Source organism: Streptomyces griseus (assembly GCF_900460065.1).
Classification (GTDB): Bacteria; Actinomycetota; Actinomycetes; order Streptomycetales; family Streptomycetaceae; genus Streptomyces; species Streptomyces griseus.
Map to the genome: position 1 here is coordinate 54272 of NZ_UAVD01000057.1, position 18195 is coordinate 72466.

An 18195-nucleotide genomic window follows, 5' to 3' on the forward strand; every position below is an offset into this window, starting at 1 on the left:
AGACGTGAGGGGGACGAGGACCGGGCGTGCCGAGCCGAGTCGGGCGCGTCAGACGAGGCGGACGGTCCTGCTACGGAGGACTTCCCCCATGGACTCCTCGCGCCAGCGCCCCAGCAGTTCGTGAAAGGCGACGGCTCCGTGCGGATAGGCGAGGGGACCGTTGGGCCGGCCGCGTCCTTCACGGTTGTAGTAGCCGGGGGTGCACTCGGCGTGGAACCACGCGTGGTCGGGCGCGCCCTCGGCCAGGACGGCGATCCACGCCTCCTCGGTCTCGGGCGAGGGCTCGATGAGGGCGCCGCCGGCTTCCGCGGCCGCGACGAGGGCGGCGACGTGGACAGCCTGCTCGTCCAGGATGTGCGTGAAGTTGACGCTGCTGGCGTTCTGCAGGGGCCCCATCTGCAGCAGGTTGGGGAAGCCGTTGCTCGTGAAACCGTGGAGCGTGCGCGGTCCCTGCCGCGCCCACCTGTGCAGCAGTTGGACGCCGCCACGGCCGTGGACGGGGAGCTTGCCGGAGTGGATGCCGGAGGTTCCGACGTTGAACCCGGTGGCGAAGATCAGGCAGTCGAGTTCGTACGTGGTGCCGGCGACCGTGACGCCGTGCTCGGTGACGCGTTCGATGCCGTGGGTGTCCGCGGTGTCGACGAGAGTGACGTTGTCGCGGTTGAACGCCGGGTAGTACAGGTCGGAGAAGGTGGGGCGCTTGCAGGCGTAGCGGTACCAGGGCTTGAGCTTCTCCGCCGTCCGCGGATCCGTGACCGTCTGATCCACGCGGGCACGGAGTTCGTTCATCTTGGCGGCGTCGGCGGCCTCGTAGGCGGCTTCGAAGTCCTGCCGGTCACCCTGCCGCCGGAAGCTCGGCAGGAGCTTCTCCAGCAGGCCCGCCGACGCGGTCCACCGGTCCGCCACCAGGTCCTCGTCGGCGCTCTCGCCGGAGACGATGCGCAGGTAGTTCTCCCGCCGCTCCCGGGCCCAGTGCTCGCGGTCGGCGCCCACGTCCCGGGCCGTGGTGCGGCGGTTGCCGCGCAGGTCCACGGTGGAGGGGGTGCGCTGGAAGACGTAGAGGTGCGCCGCGTCCTCGGCCAGCATCGGGATGACCTGGATGCCGGTGGCCCCGGTGCCGACGATGCCCACCCGCTTGTCGGCGAGTCCGGTCATGCCGCCCCGTGCGGTGCCGCCGGTGTACGCGTAGTCCCACCGCGAGGTGTGGAACGTGTGGCCGGCGAAGTCCTCGATCCCGGGGATCCCGGGCAGCTTCGGGTCGGTGAGGGTGCCGGTGGCGTTGACGACGTACGTGGCCCGGACGGTGTCGCCGCGGTCCGTGGCCACCATCCACGTCTCGGAAGCCTCGTCCCAGGTCAGAGAGGTGACCCCGGTGGAGAACAACGCATCCGCGTACAGGTCGAACTTCTGCGCGATCCGCACCGCGTGACGGCGGATCTCGTCACCGGGCGCGTACTTCCACTCCGGGACGTACCCGGTCTCGTCGAGCATCGGCAGGTAGACGTGCGACTCGACGTCGCAGTGGACGCCCGGATAGCGATTCCAATACCAGGTGCCCCCGAAATCCCCGCCCTTCTCGATGATCCGGACGCGCTCGACGCCCTGCTGCCGCAGCCGCGCCCCGGTGAGGATGCCGCCGAACCCGCCGCCGATGACGGCGACGTCCACGGTGTCGTGGAGAGCGTCGCGCACGACCGGCCCCTGCGTGTAGGGGTCCGCCGCGTAGTACCCGAACTCGGCGTCGGCGTCGCGGTACTGGGCGGCTCCGTCGGGGCGCACCCGCCGCTCGCGCTCGATCCGGTAGCGGCGCCTCAGCGCGGCGAGCTCGTGCGGAACCGGGGGTTGAGGAGTCGTCATGTGGGGGCCTCGATCCGGATGGTGGTGGGCGGCCCCGGTCGGGCGGCCGTCCGCTACGGTAACAACTACCGGACAATAGTGTCCGGTTGGAGGCGGGGAGGAACAGCGACATTCGGCCAAGCACCCCCGCCCACTGCCCGGGTCGCCCCGACCCCCGCCCCCCCCACCACCTCGAAACACGCCCACAGGCCCACAGGACACCGACAGGAAGACCGATCCCCCATGAGGCGACTTTCACCCCGAACCCTTTCCGCGCTGGCCGCTGTCGGCGCGCTGATCCTCACCGGATGCGGTACGGAGCAAGGCGGTTCCGAGAGTGGGACGGCCCCGGGCTCCGAGGGCAGGACCATCCGGGCACAGAAGGTCATGCGACTGACCCAGGTGCACGCCGAGACCGGAATGACCTTGCTGGAGGGCCCTGTGTTCGCGGACGACGGAGGCCTGATCGTCGTCGACGTCACGGCGCCCGCGGGCAAACCCAAGGTCATGCGCGTCGATGTCGCGAAGAAGACGTCCCGGGCGGTCCACACCGACGACAGAGGGGCCTACACCTCGGCCCAGTTCAGCCCGTACGACGGACGGCTCTACCTCAGCGACTTCGCGCACGGCGAGATCGTGAGCCTGGCCCCCGACGGGAGCGACCCTCGGACCTTCTTCTCCGGCGAGGTCGCCGGAGCGCGTATGAACCCCGACGACATCGCCTTCGACCCGGAGGGCAACCTGTACGTCAGCGACTCACGTGGCCTGTCCGAGGGCAAGCCCCACGGGCGCGTGGTGCGGATCGGCCGGGAGGGCGGCGGGGCCACCGTTCTGGCCGAGGACCTGGCCGCGCCGAACGGGATCTCGTTCGACGCGGACTACCGGGGGCTGTGGTTCAGCGAGCTCACCGAGAACCGGATCTCCTATCTGCGCCTCGACGAGAAGGGCGGGGTGACGTCCCGGCACACCGCCATCCGCGTCGACGGCGGACTCGCCCAGAGCGACTCGATCGCCGTGGACGCGGACGGCAACCTGTACCAGGGGCTGCACGGCCGGGCCGCCATGGCCGTGTACGACCGGCACGGCGAGCGGTTGGCGACGGTGGAGCTCCCCTCGCGGGCCGAAGGCCTGGAGTCGGCGACGAACGTGGCCGTCACACCCGGCGGTACCCGGGCGTACATGACCGTCAGCGGCCCCGCCGGAGGCTACCTGTACGCCTTCGACGCCCTGGCGGAAGGCGTACGGCAGTCCAACGGCGGCTGACGCGGACCGCGGCTCAACCGCCGAAGGCCCGCACCGGCCCCACCTCGACGCCGAGCAACCGCCAGGCGGCCAGCGCCCGGTGCTCGCGCTCCTCGCGCGTGGGGCCGATGACGGCGGCGGAGACCATGGCGACCGAGAGCACCAGGTCGTCCCCCGCACTCAGCCGATGACCGGGCGGGAGGTGTGTGCGCAGAGCACACTCCACCCGCTCGGACAGGGCAAGGGCGTGCGCGCGGATGCCCGAGCGACCGCCCGCCCGGTCGGCGTGCAGAAGACCGATGAAGGCCGCCGATTCGGCGAGGTGCCATGTCAGTACACCGAGCACGGAGTCGAAGGTGGCGTCCTCGTCGGCAGCGGCCTGCTCGACCTGCCGCACGTTCTCCTCCAGGACCGCTGACACCGCGGCGCTCCGGTCGGGGAAGTGCCGGTAGAGAACGCCCTGACCGACCCCGGCCCTGCGCGCGATCGCGGAGAGCGGCGCCTCCAGGCCGTGCTCGGCGAACACCTCCCGGGCGGCCGTGACCAGAGCGGCCCGGTTACGGGCGGCGGCCTTCGGCCCGTCGTTCGCCGGCCGCCGCCCGTCCTGCTCGATGTGCTCCGTCACCCCGGCAGCGTACCGGCCGGGCGGTCGCCCCTCACCTCCCCTCATTCCGGGGCCCACGAGGAGAGGGACCTGCTGGCCGCCCACGGGAGTGCCCGCTGCCGCAACGGCGAGGAGTCGACCCGGCGGATGGCCCGCGCCCCGTCGCACGGCTGATCGACCACGGGCAGCGGACCGAGAACGACACCGGGCTCGCGGGCACCGACCGGATACGTTCGGTTCAGGGCTCACAGCCCCAAAATCCGGCCACCCTCGACCGGGGCGAACGCACATGACGCGTGCATACACGTCCCACGACCGGCGGGGGAGTGACTCGGACGGCCACCCATGTCAGTTGGCACACCGGCGGCTTGGCTTGATTCGGGTGGGTACCATCGTCGCTACACCCACGTCGAAAGCCGAGGACCACATGTCAGGAAACCTTCCCACTCCGAGCGTCACGGCAGACTATGCCCAGCGGGTCGCCGATGATCTCTCGGCGACCCGGAGCGAGCAGGAGCGTGTGCGCACCGAACTCACACGCCTGCAGGACGAGCTCGTCCGCCTTGAGGACAGCGAACAGGTCCTGACGAAGATGCAGGAAGTGCTCGGCGGCCTGCCCAAGCCCTCGGCCAAGCAGAGGAAGGGCGCAAAGGGATCCGTGGTCCCCGGGGCCCGGCGTTCCCAGGGCAGGACGGCAGCGGGTAAGGCGACCGCAACCACCAAGGGCAAGAGTTCCAAGAAGGCGGCCACGCCCAAGAAGGCGGGAGAGCCCACGTGGCTGGAGCTGACCACCGCTTACCTGGGAGGGCAGGGCGAGCCCAGGTCAGCGGCGGAAATCGCGGCGGCGCTCACCGAGGCTCATCCGGAACGTACGGTTCAGGTGCCGGTGGTGCGCAACACGCTGGAGCAGGGTGTCGCGCAGGGAGTGCTGGAGCGTTCCAAGCAGGGGCGTTCGGTCTTCTACAGCCCCGCCTCGGCGTCCGCCGCCCCGGCCGACTCCTAAGGCCCTGTCGTCAAACTGCCGCCTGCCCCGTGGGGCCGTGCACAGGGCCGAGTACGTCCCGTACGAGGAAGCACCCGGCACACCGAGAGCACGCACCGGACCCCGCAGGGCCGCCCTTCGGGCGACGACGGCAGTGTGATGACAGGACCTATCGACGGTTCGCGAGGCAGAGGCAGAGGCAGAGTGGGCCGAGCATCTGGTGGACTTCCGCTCTTACGGGGACGGTCGGGGAGACCATGCGGGCCGGCCCCCGTAACGGGGGCCGGCCCGCATGGTCTCCCCAACCTGTTCACCGCGGCTCGGGTGGTTGTGCCAACCGTCCGGCCACACAGGCTAACCCCGCGAGCAGGGCGTGCATCCAGAGGTCTTCGTGCTGCTCGATGTATTCGGCGTCGTTTCGCCAGGCGTCACCGTGGCCTTCGGCCCACAGTCTTTCCCAGGGCTGGACGCCTTGGGCTGCCTGGTCTCGTAGGAAGTCGTGCATGGAACGTGTACGGCGCCCCAACAGCGGGACCAACCGACGACGTTCGCACTCGTCCAGACCGTAGGCGTCTGCGAAGACCCGCAGTCGGTTCGCCGCGTCAGAGCGCTGCCAGTCCGGATGCGCGGACAGCGGGATGAAGCCGTGAACGGCGTATGCGACATCCCACAGCCGCGAGCCGGGACCCGCACCGTCCCAGTCGATGAAGGCCCACCGCTTCTCATCCGCGACCACGAGGTTCCAGGGGGCCAGGTCGTTGTGGGCGATGATGTCGCTGCCCTCAGCGGGGATCGGCGTCTGCCACCGCGCATCGGAGGGCGGCATGAAGTCCTGCACGGCATCGTGGAAGTCCCGGATCAGCCGTGCGACGCGAGCCAGTTGTCGAGCGGGGTCCATCAGCGAGAACCGGTCGGGCCAGACCACGTCTCCCGGCATGAAGGTCAGGACTTCACGCCCTTGATCATCGATGCCGAGCGGGCGAGGTGCCGCGCCGAATCCCGCCCCGTGCAGGTGGGCGAGCAGAGCATGCACAGCGGGAGTCCATGGTCCGGCCGGACGGCGAACGGTGTCCCCGACGCGGACGACACCCTCACTCACGTTGCCACCGGACAAAGGCTGTTCATCATCGTGCCGCATCGAACCAGTGTGTCGGGTCGGCTCGTCGTGGTCATCCCGATAAGGGAAGCGTCAGCGTAGCGGCGGAAGCTGAAGAACAAGATGAGAGATGCGGCCGGTGGCGGAGGCAGGCACCTGGTCCGCTCCGGCTACCCGCTCACCGGATACGAGCCCAGAGCGAGCTTGGAAAACCCCGGCCAGATGACCGTGAGGCCCTGACGAGGAGTCCGCGCGACCCGGCCCGCCGCCCATGTCCGGCCGCCATCGGTGCGATGCGGGAGATCGGCGTTCAGCGGACACGAACCCGATCGCGAGCCACTGAACTTGTTCTCCCAGGCCGGACCGGGCCAGTGGCGACATGCGGCAGGGCACCAACCGCCCCGAGCAAAACCGATGGCGCCGACAGCCTTCCGGCGACAAGACTGCGCCGGTGAACACGCTGCCACCGCCGCCCGACCTGCCCCTCCTGCCGGTACGGGATACGCGCACCCGCGACCTCGTTCTCGACTATGCGGACATGCACGCCCTGGTCGCCGACCTGGTTCTGCCAGGCAACGCCTCGATGTACGTCATGAGCGCGATGGAAACCTCCCGCGAGCTCATCCGGCACTCCTACTACCGGTACGAGTTTGCCACCGTCGCCGTCACGCATTCCCTGTTCGCCCTGGAGCACGCCCTGGCCGAGCGCCTGGCCATGAATGAGCCGCTCCACGACCTGATCGGGCGGGCCACCGACGCGGGGCTCATCACAGCCGGACTCGCCGCCGAACTCGACCGCAGCCGACTGCTGCGCGACAAGCTCACGCAGGGCGCCGAGTCAAGTGCCGCCCTCCGCCCACTCCGGGCCGTCGCGATGGTGCGTGCCGTCTTCGATGCCATCTCCCTGCTTCTTCGCCCGCCGTCTGCGCCAGAGGCGACAGCCGCCGACGTGGGCGCAGCACAGCCCGAAGGCGGCCTCGCCCAACTGTGGGAGGACCACCTGCGTGCCCCGTTCCCCGACGGCTTCCGCGGAGTGGACCTCGACGGCGTAGACCTGGTCCTCCTGGACGCCGACGTGGCCGGCCTCGTGCAGAGGGAACTGAAGATCGGACTCGACGACGGTGGCATCGCCTACCTCTGGGGCTGCATCGCCGACCTCGACAAGATCGTTCCCCTGATCAACGAAGATTACTGCGCCTCCTACTTCACGAAACTTCGGACTATGGCCCAGGTCGCAGCAGTGCGCTACATCCCCACCGCGACCTGACCGCCGGGGGTGAAGCAGCATCAGGGTCTGCCGCGACCTCGTCAGGGTCTGGCTCGGTCACGTTCGATGACGGTCGCGGGGCGTTAGACGGGTTTTGCCCACGTCGTAGCGGGCGGCGGGATGCCGGTTCTTCGGGCCGGAAGGGCGGCCGGGCCGGGCCGGTTGGGTTTCGGCGCACAGGCCGGACGAGACATGTTCGGGCGGAGGTTCCTGAACGCCCGGCGGACCCGGGCCGGGGCGAGCCGGCCAGGCTCGGCCGGCTTCGCCCACGGATGACGAAGGTCGGTGGTCAGCGTGAGGTCGACCGGTGTCTTCTCCCAAGGCTATGGCGTGCGCCTGCCACGACGGTGGGCAACCCTTCGTTGATCTCAGCCGTCATATGCACATGACGACGACGCCTGCCCTCCCCTCCCTCGTGCTGCGCGGCAGCAGTGCCACCGCTCGCTTCGAGGACGGGCTCGACTACGTGCAATGGGAACAGGGCGGGCGCGTGACACGGATTCCGCTGGACGCCATTGAAACGGCCCGCGGCCTCGACCGCTCATTCGAGGTCGTACTGACGACTGCGGAGGCCGACCGCCCTCCTGCCGTGTACGCGGTTCACGATGCCGGCGCCGCTGCCGTGACCGCGTTCGTTGCCGCCCTGGAGGCCCGTCTGCCCGAGGGAGCGGCCGAAGGACCGCGCGTCGACGGCGAAGAACTGATCACCGAAGTGCCCGCCGGACACCCCCCAAGGCCCTCGAAGCGCAATCTTGTTGTCGCCGTGATCGCGGTCTTCGCGGTGATCGATGTGACAGTGGCGGTGCTCCGCGAGCCGGCGTGGGCGATCGCGCTGCCGTTCCTTCAGATCTTCGCGTGCGCGGGAGCATTCATGGCTCTGACGCTGGGACGAGGCCTGTACGACGCGCTGCGCCTCCCCAAGCACGGCATCACGGTGATGGCAGAACTCGACCACTACACCGACAAGACCAAGGTGTACCGGTATGTGGACCAGGACGGCGAGCTGCACTTCTACCGGGAGTCGACCGGCGGGCAGCAACTGGAGCTCAGCTACGACCCCTGCAACCCCAGCCGCGCCTCCGCCCGCCAGTCTCTGTACGGCCAGGTCATGATGGCCCTGATGGCAGTCGTGGGCCTGGGTATGGCCTGCGGCGGGCTTGGATTCACCGGGTACCAGATCTTCCTCGCGTTGCGTCGCTGACTCGGTACGCGCGTGCCGGGCGCGTCTTGAGCTGGTTCCACCGCTCAGGACTGCTCTTTCGCGCGGATGCGGGAGCCACCCACGCACGTACGTGACCAGTCGAGTTCGCCGTCCGCGTTCAGGTCGGCGAGCAGGACCTGGTGCAGCCGGTCGAAGCCCCCTGCCTTCTGCCACCGGTCCGACACCGGCCGCGGCCCGGGCAAACGCTCCGGCCACGGAGGCGGCAACGGTTCGATCAGAGCCCACAACTCATCGTCCGCGATCCACGGTCGACTACCCACACCTCACGAACGGCCGAATCATCCCACCGGTCACGGCCCACCAGGCCGTTTCAACAAGATCGTGTTGCGATCTCTCAGGGGTGCCCCGCGATTCCGGGCGGGCGCACGGCGAAAGATACGGCCCTAGCCGCATCGCCGAGACGCCCTAATGCATCCAGTATGCGGGTGCGTCTCCGACGTGCGATGCGCCACGTCTGACGCCGTGCGCTGCTCCACCCGGAATCGCGAAATAATCCTAGTCCTGCCGATCCAGCCATTCTGAAATCACGCGGTTGGTTTCTTCGGGCATTTCTCCCTGGATCCAGTGCCCGCAGTCCAGGCCGACCACCTCCACGTTGGGCACGAACTCCGCCAGTCTTTCGAACCTCGGGATGGAAAGATCCCGGTCCCCGTAGATCATGAGGGCCGGCTGCTTGATCATCGGTTCCGCGTCCGCCAGTAGGTGCCAGTTGCGGTCGAGGTTCCTGTACCAGTTGATGCCGCCGGTGAATCCCGACGTCTCGAACGCGGAGATGATGACGGCCAGGTCGCTCTCGGTCATGGCCGGGTCGCCGAGTGGCGTCTCCGCCTCGGCGAGGTTGATGAATGCCATGCCCGGCTCAGGGGGTGTGGGGGGCACGTTCTTCCGGTAGAGATTGCGGATGAACCGGGAGGTGTTGGCATCGAGCACGGCGTCCGCGACGCCCGGCTGTCGGTTGAAGTGGACGAAGTAGAAGTCGTCGCCGAGGAGGGTTTCCATGACCTCGATCCACGGTTTCTCACCGCGTTCCATGTAGGGCAGGCTCAGGTTGATCAGCTTGTTCACCCGGTCGGGGTGCAACTGGGCCAGGCTCCAGACGACGAACGCCCCCCAGTCGTGACCGACGAAGACGGCGTCCTCGTAGCCGTAGTGGTCCAGGAGCGCGACGAGGTCGCCCGTCAGGTGTGCGATGTCGTAGTCGGTCACCTCGGTCGGGCGGGATGAGTTGCCGTATCCCCGCTGGTTCGGTGCGATGACGTGGTAGCCGGTCGCGGCGAGGACGGACATCTGGCGACGCCAGGTGATGGCGTGCTCCGGCCAGCCGTGGCAGAGCACGATGGGCTTGCCCATGTTTTCTCGGCCTGCTTCAAAGACTTCGAGCTCCACGCCATTGACCTGAACAAGGGTGGGCTCGGGGAAGTCTGCTCGGTTGGTCACTGCATTTCCTCTCTGGGGCCGTCAGCCGGTGGGCGACCTCCTCGACGAGGTCATGACGCCAGGCTGCTACTCAAAGCGGTCACCGCATGACCGCTTTCCATGAGAATTTGGTCCGTATGCGATTCGATCGGCTGGTGGCCGTGCTCCTCCTGCTCCAACGGCGCGAGCAGGTGACAGCCGCAGAGGTCTCCCGAGAGCTGGACGTCTCCGAGCGCACCGCCCGCCGGGACCTCGAAGCCCTGGCCATGGCCGGGGTGCCCGTGTACTCCGTGCGGGGCCGAGGCGGCGGCTGGCGCCTCGTGGGCGGAGCCCGTACCGACCTGTCCGGGTTGACCGCCAGTGAGGCCCGCGCCCTGTTCCTGGCCGTCGGTCCGGCCTCGGGTGCGACCCCGGCGATGAAGGCGGCTCTGCGCAAGCTCGTCCACGCTCTACCGAAGCCCTTCCAGATGGAGGCCGAGGCAGCAGCGTCGTCCCTGGTCGTAGACCCTCAGCGATGGGGAGCGAGCCGGATCGAGCCCCGGCCGCCTCGCTTCCTCGACGAACTCCAGGACGCCGTGATCCGGGGCGTCCAGGTATCGCTCGGCTACGTCGACGGCAAAGGCGTCGAAACCCGGAGAACGGTCCACCCGCTGGGCATCGTCGCCAAAGGCCCTGTGTGGTACCTCGTCTCGAACACCGAGACCGGCCGGCGGGTCTTCCGGATCGACCGTGTGTCGTCCGCCGACCCGACCGAAAACCCTGTGCAACGCCCCGGGGACTTCGACCTTGCCGAGAGCTGGAACGAGATCGCCGAGGAGGTCGATCGCAAACGAACGCCGCTGGAGGTCTCGGCGGTATGCACACCCGAGGGGATAGGCGTACTCCGGATGGCGCTCGGCGACCGACTCGACGTGGGAGGTCCCACGACCGACGGCCGCGTCGCGGTCGTGATCCGCGGCCCCAACGAGTACATCCTCGCCGGCGAGCTCTCCGGGCTGGTGGAATGGGTCGAGGTGACCGCCCCTCCGGGTGTCCGGCACCGCATGGCCTCGATCGGCAATGCCCTCGTCGAACGATACGGCCGGCCACGCACCGGCGGAGGTCTTCACTCTTCTTGAAGCGGACGAGGTGGGGCTTCGAGACCGACGCCCGCATCATGGTGCGCCGCGACGCCATCGGGCGTCTCCGGCGGGCGAGGCACCAAGACGCAGTCCACGATGAGAACGGCACTTGTCGGACGGGTCAGGACGTGACAGGACGGGACGGGAGCCTGGTGGCGGGCACCGAAGGAAGCACCGGACCGGTGACAGTGGTCACCGGTCCGGTAGGCACGATGCTGCCGCTCAACGGACCCTCCGGACGAACGCCCGCCGCGTCGCCGCCGTCGCTGAGCCCCCGTCCGCGGGCCGGCCCGGCTTTCGCGTCAGAGAACGTTCGTCATCGTCGAGCCGTGAGAAGGAGGATGAGTGGCCCAGGCGACCGACTCAGTGCCCGCTGCTCTCGTAGTAGCGGGATTGCCGCTCCCAGAAGCGGTACGCCGCGTACATGAGGACGACCCCGATGCCCGGAGCACCCCAGGCGAGCCATTCCGGCACGGCGAGTTCTTCGCCCCGGTCCATGAGCACCGTCGCCGGCAGATACGCGACGAAGGCGAGCGGGAAGACGAAAGTCAGGGCGAAGCCGGCCACCGGGCCGAAGATCTTCAGCGGGTAGTTGCCGAAGTCGCTGAAGATCATGTCGATGGCGAACTTGATGGGGGAGACCCTCTTCATCCTGAAGACCAGTGCGGAGGCCGCCAGTTGCAGGGAACCCTCGACCAGCGCGCCGCCCACCACCGCGAGCAGGAGGAAGCAGACGGCTCCCGGCGACCAGTCGACCGGCGCTGAGGCCGAGGCGATGACCAACAGAGCCGATCCGCCCGCCAGGTCGCCGAGCGAGCTCAGCCGCACCCTTCGCGTGAGGAGCTGGACCAGTGGTGACACCGGTCGGACGAGATAGCGGTCGTACTCGCCCTCGATGACGACCTCGTCGACGTGGATCAGCTGGTGACCGGGGAGCACCCACAGGCCGTGGGCGGTGAGCCTCATACCGTAGAGGAAGGCGATCTCTCCCAGTCCCCAGCCGCCGACCTGCCCGAAACGGTCCAGCACCGCCCAGATGAAGGCCAGTCCGACGCCCTGGTAGAACAGGCCGCCGATGATGTTGATGAACAGGTTGCCCCGGTACTGGAACTCGGCGCGGAACGCCGCACCGGCCAGCAGCAGATAGACACGTGGGCCTCGCATGGTTGTTCATCCCCCCTGTGACAGGACGCGGCGCCGGGCGCGCGACCAGACGAACGAGGCCAGTGTTCCGAGGGCGGCGATCCACGCGAGCTGGACCCCGAGGGCGGCCGCGATACCGACCCCCTCCACCTGGCCCAGGTAGACGGCCGCCGGGGTGTACGCGGTGGCCTGGAACGGCAGCCATTCCGCCGCTGCTCTGATCGGTCCGGGCATGAACCACAACGGGACCAGGGCACCGGAGAAGAACTGCGCGACGAACCGGTAGGCCATCAGGGCGCCGCTCACCTCCAGGGTCCAGAAGGAGACCATGCCGAGCAGCAGCCCGAGCAGCTGGTTCACGAGCAGCGCGCCGATCAGCGCCACCGGGTAGGCGAACCCCGCGGCCGTCGAGGCGGGCGCCTGGCCCGCGCCGATGAGCAGGGCGAACGGCAGCGCCACCAGCAGGACCGGGACCGCGGCTGATGCCCACCCGAGCTGGCCGGCGAGCATCTGCCCCGGGAAGCCGACGGGCCGCAGCAGGTCCACGGCGACCTTCCCCTCCCGTACCCGCTGGTCGATGGGGGAGGACCGCCACGGGCTGACGAGGTGGTACTGGAGCGTCGTCAGCGTCGCGTACGCCGTCATGGTGGTGAGGCCGAGTCCGTCCACCTCCTCGCGGCCGTCGTACAGGGCCTTCCACACCACCGTCAGCAACCAGATCTGGAGGAGCATCATGGCGAAGGACGACAGATAGGCCGTGCGGTAGGTGAGGGCGGCGCGGAACTCCATCCGGGCACAGGCGAGATGAGCCCGCAGCAGCGTCACGACGGGCTGCTTCGCGGCGGCGTCCGCCATGAGGGCGCTCATCCGCGGTCCGCGTAGATCCGGTGGATGACGCTCTCCAGTTCGGGTTCCACGATCGACAGATCGGTCACCCGGTGCTGCGCCAGCACCGCGGCCACCAGGTCCGCGGGTGGTGTCCGTACGGGGTCGAAGCGCAGCCACACCTTTCCGCCTTCTCGGCGGACGACTTCCGCGCCCTCGACGCTCTCCAGCCCGTCGGTCTGCACCACGAGTTCGCGGTGCGGGGCGTAACGGGTCTTCAGCTCGTCGACGGCGCCGTCGTAGGCGACTTTGCCGTGGTCGATGAGGATGATCCGGTCGCAGAGTTCCTCGACGTCGTCGAGGTCGTGGGTGGTGAGGATGACCGTGGTCCCCGAGGTGCGGTTCAGCTCCCCGACGAAGGTGCGTATGCGCTCCTTGGCGATGACGTCGAGCCCGACGGTCGGCTCGTCCAGGTAGAGGATGTCCGGGTCGTAGAGCATCGCGGCGGCGAGGTCGCCGCGCATCCTCTGGCCCAGGGAGAGCTGGCGGACGGGGGTGTCGAGGAACGGACCGAGGTCGAGCACTTCGCTGAACTGCCGCTGCTTCTCGCGGAACCGGGCCTGCGGTACGTCGTAGAGACGGCTGATCAGCCAGAGCGAGTCGCGCAGTGGCAGGTCCCACCAGAGCTGGCTGCGCTGGCCGAAGACCACGCCTATTCGGCGGGCGTTGCGGGAGCGGTCCCGCCAGGGGGTGGTGCCGGCGACCGTGACGGTGCCGGATGTGGGTACGAGGATGCCGGTGAGCATCTTGATGGTGGTGGACTTACCCGCACCGTTGGGCCCGAGATAGCCGACCATCTCACCCCGCTGGACGGTGAAGTTCACGCCGTCGACCGCCCGTTTGACGGTCTGCTCACGTGTCAGCAGGGTGCGGATGCCGGCGAAGGCGCCCTCCTGCTGTTTGGGTCGGCTGAACTCCTTGACGAGGTCTGCTACCTCGATGACGGGCATGTGTGCCTCTCCTGGAGGGGGCCGGGCCCTGACGGGCGAGGTCTGAGAGTCTGCACACGGCTTCTTGGTCTAGTCCAATCATTTATGTTGTCCGCTGCCGGCCGGGTGGATGGCTCCGTGCGCTTCCACACCCAGATGCGCAGAGCCGCCGTCACGGCGACCGCCGCGGCCAGGGCCACGGGGAGCGGGGCCCGATGCCGCAGAAGCAGCGGAACCACTGCGAGTCCGGCGATCATCGTGGGGTCCCAAGAGGTCCATCGGGGGCCCAGCACGGATACGACGATGAAGCCGGCGAGCAGGGCCGGGGCGGTGAGGGCGATCATGGCCTGTGCCCGTGGGGGTGGTGTTCGCCCGCCGAGGACGGCGGGGCCCAAGGCTTTGCAGGCGAAGCTGAGGGCGGCGACGGCGGCGATGGTGAGCCAGAGGGTCATGGTGCGGCCTCTTCGTCGAACTGGGCGGAGCGCAGAACTCCTTCGGGCGGTTCGGCCCGCCCGGCCGCTTCGGTGGGTTCGGCCGCTACCGCTACGTCTGTTTCCTCGGCCACTGCGTGCCGGGTGGGTCCGGATGGGGCGACCCCGCAGCCCCGGGAACGGTGGTGGTGGCCCTCCGAGACCTGCGCGCCACACTCTGGCCCCTGTTGGACGCCCTCGTCGACGGTGAGGAGCTGCCTGCCGTGGAATGGGAGGCGTTGCGCCGGTCTCTGGTGCTGGCGGCGGGAGCGCGCCGTGCTGCCCCCTGTTTTCCCCCTGCGCTGGGAGCACGGCACGGACCGGCTCGACCGTCTGCGCGATGTGCTGGCGCTGCGGGCGGACGAGTTGCTGGGCGGGGACGGTCTTGGGCGGATCCGGCGCTGTGCGGGCCCCGGATGCGGCTGGTTCTTCGTTGACCGCTCCCGCAGTGGATCCCGGCGCTGGTGCAGCTCGCGGGACTGGGGGAACCGGGACCGTGCCAGGCGTCACTATGCCCGTACCCGGCAGCGCGGGTAGCCCGCGCGAAGGCCACCGGGACTCATTCGCTTTCGGGGACACCCGGCACACCCGGATGTCCCCGGCCCGGCGGCGCTCAGTCCGCTCGTGGACGTCTGCGACGGAGATCGGGGACAACTGGGCGACCTGCTCCGTGTGTTGTCTCGGGACGTTGGTGACACGCGTGCTGGGTTCTTGATACGGGTGAGGGCTTCCGGGTCCGGTGCGGTGACATCTCCACCGAGACCAGGAGGCCTTCGTGGTCCACCGTGCTGCCCCGCTGACCGAGACGGGTGGGGCAGGGCGGGGCAGGTTGGGGTGTGCTGGCTGGTATCGGGGGCTGGTCTTCACGGGTCTGGAGGGCCGCGGGCCGGAGTGCTCGACGTTTCGGCCGTGTCCCGGACACGGACGCGGAACGGCTCGGGCCGGGCACGGACACGGGGTTGCCGTGTCCGTGCCCGGCCGTCGGTTGCCGTGTCGGGTTGTTCCCGTGGTTACGGGATGAGCCTGAGGAGCTTGTTCGGAGAGCCTGTTCCGACGCCGGTGAGGACGTTGGAGGTCGCACCGTTCACGAGGGCCGTGCCCACGGCTGCGGGTGAGGAACCCGGGTGGTTCGTGAGGTAGACGGCGGCTGCGCCGGCGACATGCGGGGCGGCGAAGGACGTTCCGTTGCCGGTGTAGGTGGCGGTGTCCGAGGTCGCCCAGCCGGCGGTGATGTCGGATCCCGGTGCGAAGAGGTCCACGAGGGGGCCGTGGTTGGAGTAGGTGGCGCGGGCGTCGGTCCTGGTGGTGGCGCCGACGGTGAGCGCGGTCTCCACGCGGGCGGGGGAGAAGCCGGAGGCGGGTGCGTTCGAATTGCCGGCCGCGATCGAGTAGATCACGCCGGAGGCGATCGACTGGCGTACGGCGTTGTCCAGGGCGGTGCTGGGGCCGCCGCCGAGCGAGACGTTGGCGACGGAGGAGGCGACGTGGTTGGCGGTGATCCAGTCGACACCGGCGATGACACCGGCGGTGGTGCCGGAACCGCTGTTGTTGAGGACCCGCACAGCGACGATCTTGGCCTTCTTGGCGACGCCGTAGACGGTACCGGCGGCGGTCGTGGCGACGTGGGTCCCGTGGCCGTTGCCGTCCTGTGCGACGTTGTCGTTGTCGACGAAGTCGTAGCCGTTGGACGCCCGGCCGGCGATGTCCTGGTGTGTGATGCGTACGCCGGTGTCCAGAACGTAGACCGTGGTGTTGGCGCCGGCCGAGTCCGGGTAGGTGAACGTGCCGTTCAGCGGCAGGTTCGGCTGGTCGATCCGGTCGAGGCCCCAGGGCGCGTTGGTCTGGGTGGCGGTCGCGTGGACCTTCTGGTTCTGCTCGACGGAGGCGACCGCGGGGTCGGCGGCGAGCCGCTTGGCGCCGGTGCTGCTGAGCTCGGCGGCGTATCCGTTGAGCGCCGAGGTGTAGGTGCGTTCGATCCGGCCGCCGTAGCCCGCTATGAGCTTCTTGCCCTGAGCCGCGGACGCGCGGAGGCCGGCTGTCTCCTTGAGGGTGACGATGTAGCTGCCGGGAATCGCCCCGGCCGCACCGGCGTGCAGGACTCTGCCCTCGGGTGCGGGAGCCGCCTGTGCCGGTAAGGCCGCACCTGCGCCGACCGCGAGTGCCAGTGTGGTGGCCGCGGCCACCGCGCCGGCGATGCGTCGCCTGGTAGTGCGCGCTGCTGTCATGAAGAGGTCTCCTCGAACAGTGACGCGTCGGAGGTTCACGCGTCGGGGATATGGCCGACGGGGTTCCGTGTGCCGGGTACGACGTTGCCGTGGTGCGTCCCGGACGGGCAAGCACGGGCAGGGGGATGTCATCCACGCGTCACGGTATTGACGCTCCGTCAACTGTCCCTATACGTAAGGCAACAAGGGTGTCATGTCGTGTCCACAGCGGTCTCGTCCGGCCGCCGGGTGGCGGGTCGAGGCGCGGGGCCGTGACCGATCGTCGCGCGCTGCCCGAGGTGTGCGACAAGCGGGGGCGGAACCGGTCGTCAGGCCACCGGTGCACGGGGCCTGGAAGCGGGGGCGTTGGCGTCGCGGGCGGTGTGGCAGGGTTCCGGGTTTGGCGTGAGGGGTGGGTCTTCCCTCGAGAGGTGTCGCAGGTTGCGGAGGGGTGCGGCGCTGCGACGGTCCCGGGGGGTGCGCCGCGGTTCACGAGTCCGCTCCCCGCCCCGCGAGCCACCCTCACCCCTCCCGCCCCTCCCGCCGCCCCGCGCCTGGTCTTCTGGCTCTCGCCCAGGGTCCCCGACCCCGCCACTCGCCTCCCTGTCGGCCCCTCGTCTCCTCTCCGTCGCCCGCTGTCCTGCCGTTCCGCGTGCCAGGGCGAGGACGCGGACGGTCGTCTGCCCCGGATCTCCGCCCTTCCCCTCCTGCTTCGTTTCCCGTGCTCCCCGGCCTCGCCCCGTCCAGTCCTCGCTTTGCCTGTTTCTTGTCCTCTGGTCCGTGCTGTGCATGCCTGCTGCCAGTGGCCTGTCCTGTGTGACGGTGTGGTCGTGTACGAACGCGCTGGATTCTTCGTCGTCGATGGTGGTACAGAAATGTTCACTCTTATCGGGTACGGCGGCTTTGTTCTACTTTCTGGTGTTTTCATCGTGGTCGTAGCCGCGGCCGGTGCTGTTTCTGTATGTGGTCCGGTGCCGGTTTGGACGTCAAGTCGGCGGGGGCGGGTAGAAGGGGCGGAGGGCCACGATTCGGTTCTGGATTTTTCGGTGAGCGGATGGAGAGGTGTGGATGTGGCCGATTCTGAGATGAGGGCGGTGGGCTGGGCGCAGTCCTTCCCGATGTCCCAGGGGGTGCGGGCGGGGCGTCGGTGGGTTCGGGGGCATCTCGATTCGCTGGAGTGGGCGAAGAGTGCCCCCGATGTGGTGGATTCGGTGCTTCTGGCCGTGACCGAGCTCATCACGAACGCGCACAAGCACGCTCGTAGCGATGCCCAGCTCGTTCTGACCTGGGACAGCGCCTGTTTGCACGTGAGTGTTCATGACTCCAGTCCGGAGCCGCCGGTTCCATCCGACCGGGGCCTCGACGCGACCGGGGGACGAGGCCTCGCGATCGTCCAGGCGCTGTCCGACGGGTGGGAGCACCATCCGCAGCGCGACGGCAAGACGGTGACGGCCTGCTTCGTCCCGCCCGGGTACCCCGCGCCGGATCAAGCTCTCAGCCCTGACGGTGCCGACTGACCGGTTGCGTACCGGCGCCACACGCCGACATCAGGCCCGGGGGCCCGGGGGCCCTCCCCGTACGTCGCCACGAAGCGCGAACCTTGACGTTTCATCAGGGACGGTCCGGGGCTCTCGGTCGCGAGCAGTGGTCGCAACCGCTGGATGACCCGCGCGCCGCTTGGTGAAGTAGCGAGCGGGCGGAGGTCACGGCAGGGGGGCGCGCCGATCTGACCCCGGACACGTGGGCTCTGGTCGGGGGCGGGTGTGGGAGTGCCTGAG

16 protein-coding genes and 2 pseudogenes are annotated in these 18195 nt (G+C 69.1%); 7 read left to right on the forward strand and 11 right to left on the reverse strand.

Going from position 1 to position 18195, the window contains the following annotated elements:
- Positions 1-48: 48 nt before the first annotated feature.
- Positions 49-1857, reverse strand: a complete 1809-nt coding sequence (locus DTB53_RS35540) for a flavin-containing monooxygenase (protein WP_012382341.1) — start codon at positions 1855-1857, stop codon at positions 49-51.
- 222 nt (positions 1858-2079) lie between these two features.
- Here DTB53_RS35540 and DTB53_RS35545 point away from each other — a divergent pair, with 222 nt between their 5' ends.
- Positions 2080-3099 carry an SMP-30/gluconolactonase/LRE family protein gene (locus DTB53_RS35545; RefSeq protein WP_012382342.1) on the forward strand — a complete coding sequence of 340 codons (1020 nt, stop codon included), beginning with the start codon at positions 2080-2082 and terminating at the stop codon, positions 3097-3099.
- A 13-nt stretch (positions 3100-3112) separates the two neighbouring features.
- Here the strand turns inward: DTB53_RS35545 and DTB53_RS35550 are convergent, their stop codons facing one another.
- Positions 3113-3703: a TetR/AcrR family transcriptional regulator gene (locus DTB53_RS35550; protein ID WP_012382343.1), complete on the reverse strand. Its 591-nt coding sequence runs from the start codon at positions 3701-3703 to the stop codon at positions 3113-3115.
- A gap of 406 nt (positions 3704-4109) precedes the next feature.
- Between DTB53_RS35550 and DTB53_RS35555 the strand changes: the two genes are divergently transcribed.
- Entirely contained in the window at positions 4110-4685 is a 576-nt protein-coding gene (locus DTB53_RS35555; RefSeq protein ID WP_042497870.1) for a hypothetical protein, read from the forward strand.
- 289 nt (positions 4686-4974) lie between these two features.
- Here DTB53_RS35555 and DTB53_RS35560 read toward each other — a convergent pair whose 3' ends face one another.
- Positions 4975-5802, reverse strand: coding sequence for a phosphotransferase enzyme family protein (locus tag DTB53_RS35560; protein ID WP_012382345.1), 828 nt, complete (start codon positions 5800-5802; stop codon positions 4975-4977).
- A 409-nt stretch (positions 5803-6211) separates the two neighbouring features.
- Between DTB53_RS35560 and DTB53_RS35565 the strand changes: the two genes are divergently transcribed.
- Positions 6212-7027 (forward strand): hypothetical protein, encoded by an 816-nt coding sequence (locus DTB53_RS35565; protein ID WP_236586260.1) that lies wholly within the window; start codon positions 6212-6214, stop codon positions 7025-7027.
- A gap of 41 nt (positions 7028-7068) precedes the next feature.
- On the opposite strand, the pseudogene DTB53_RS37790 reads toward DTB53_RS35565, so the two are convergent.
- Positions 7069-7311: pseudogene (locus DTB53_RS37790) on the reverse strand (NF041680 family putative transposase); the annotation flags it as partial.
- A gap of 101 nt (positions 7312-7412) precedes the next feature.
- Between DTB53_RS37790 and DTB53_RS35575 the strand changes: the two are divergent.
- Positions 7413-8228, forward strand: a complete 816-nt coding sequence (locus DTB53_RS35575; RefSeq protein WP_236586261.1) for a DUF3592 domain-containing protein — start codon at positions 7413-7415, stop codon at positions 8226-8228.
- Between the two features lie 59 nt (positions 8229-8287).
- Here the strand turns inward: DTB53_RS35575 and DTB53_RS37795 are convergent.
- Positions 8288-8491: pseudogene (locus tag DTB53_RS37795) on the reverse strand (IS5/IS1182 family transposase); the annotation flags it as partial.
- A 253-nt stretch (positions 8492-8744) separates the two neighbouring features.
- Complete coding sequence (locus tag DTB53_RS35580) at positions 8745-9686, reverse strand: alpha/beta fold hydrolase (protein ID WP_012382349.1); 942 nt, start codon at positions 9684-9686, stop codon at positions 8745-8747.
- A 116-nt stretch (positions 9687-9802) separates the two neighbouring features.
- Between DTB53_RS35580 and DTB53_RS35585 the strand changes: the two genes are divergently transcribed.
- Entirely contained in the window at positions 9803-10783 is a 981-nt protein-coding gene (locus DTB53_RS35585) for a helix-turn-helix transcriptional regulator (RefSeq protein WP_042497873.1), read from the forward strand.
- A gap of 366 nt (positions 10784-11149) precedes the next feature.
- On the opposite strand, the gene DTB53_RS35590 is transcribed toward DTB53_RS35585, so the two are convergent.
- Genes DTB53_RS35590 through DTB53_RS38075 form a run of 4 tightly spaced genes read right to left on the reverse strand, consistent with a single transcriptional unit; the run spans position 11150 to position 14195 of the window.
- Entirely contained in the window at positions 11150-11950 is an 801-nt protein-coding gene (locus tag DTB53_RS35590) for an ABC transporter permease (RefSeq protein ID WP_012382351.1), read from the reverse strand.
- 6 nt (positions 11951-11956) lie between these two features.
- Positions 11957-12796 carry an ABC transporter permease gene (locus DTB53_RS35595; RefSeq protein ID WP_012382352.1) on the reverse strand — a complete coding sequence of 280 codons (840 nt, stop codon included), beginning with the start codon at positions 12794-12796 and terminating at the stop codon, positions 11957-11959.
- Positions 12793-13764 carry an ABC transporter ATP-binding protein gene (locus DTB53_RS35600; RefSeq protein ID WP_012382353.1) on the reverse strand — a complete coding sequence of 324 codons (972 nt, stop codon included), beginning with the start codon at positions 13762-13764 and terminating at the stop codon, positions 12793-12795. Before DTB53_RS35600 ends, DTB53_RS35595 begins: the two co-directional genes overlap by 4 nt.
- The gene (locus DTB53_RS38075) at positions 13746-14195 is read right to left on the reverse strand and encodes an AzlD domain-containing protein (RefSeq protein ID WP_079139657.1); all 450 of its coding nucleotides are present in this window, start codon (positions 14193-14195) and stop codon (positions 13746-13748) included. The genes DTB53_RS35600 and DTB53_RS38075 overlap by 19 nt, the downstream gene beginning before the upstream one ends.
- A 294-nt stretch (positions 14196-14489) precedes the next feature.
- Between DTB53_RS38075 and DTB53_RS37800 the strand changes: the two genes are divergently transcribed.
- Positions 14490-14750 (forward strand): CGNR zinc finger domain-containing protein, encoded by a 261-nt coding sequence (locus DTB53_RS37800; protein WP_075025187.1) that lies wholly within the window; start codon positions 14490-14492, stop codon positions 14748-14750.
- A gap of 473 nt (positions 14751-15223) precedes the next feature.
- On the opposite strand, the gene DTB53_RS35615 is transcribed toward DTB53_RS37800, so the two are convergent.
- Positions 15224-16438 carry a S8 family peptidase gene (locus DTB53_RS35615; protein ID WP_012382354.1) on the reverse strand — a complete coding sequence of 405 codons (1215 nt, stop codon included), beginning with the start codon at positions 16436-16438 and terminating at the stop codon, positions 15224-15226.
- 1064 nt (positions 16439-17502) lie between these two features.
- Between DTB53_RS35615 and DTB53_RS35620 the strand changes: the two genes are divergently transcribed.
- A complete protein-coding gene (locus tag DTB53_RS35620) occupies positions 17503-17934 on the forward strand; it encodes an ATP-binding protein (RefSeq protein ID WP_042498967.1) in 432 nt (143 codons plus the stop codon).
- The last annotated feature ends 261 nt before the right edge of the window (positions 17935-18195 follow it).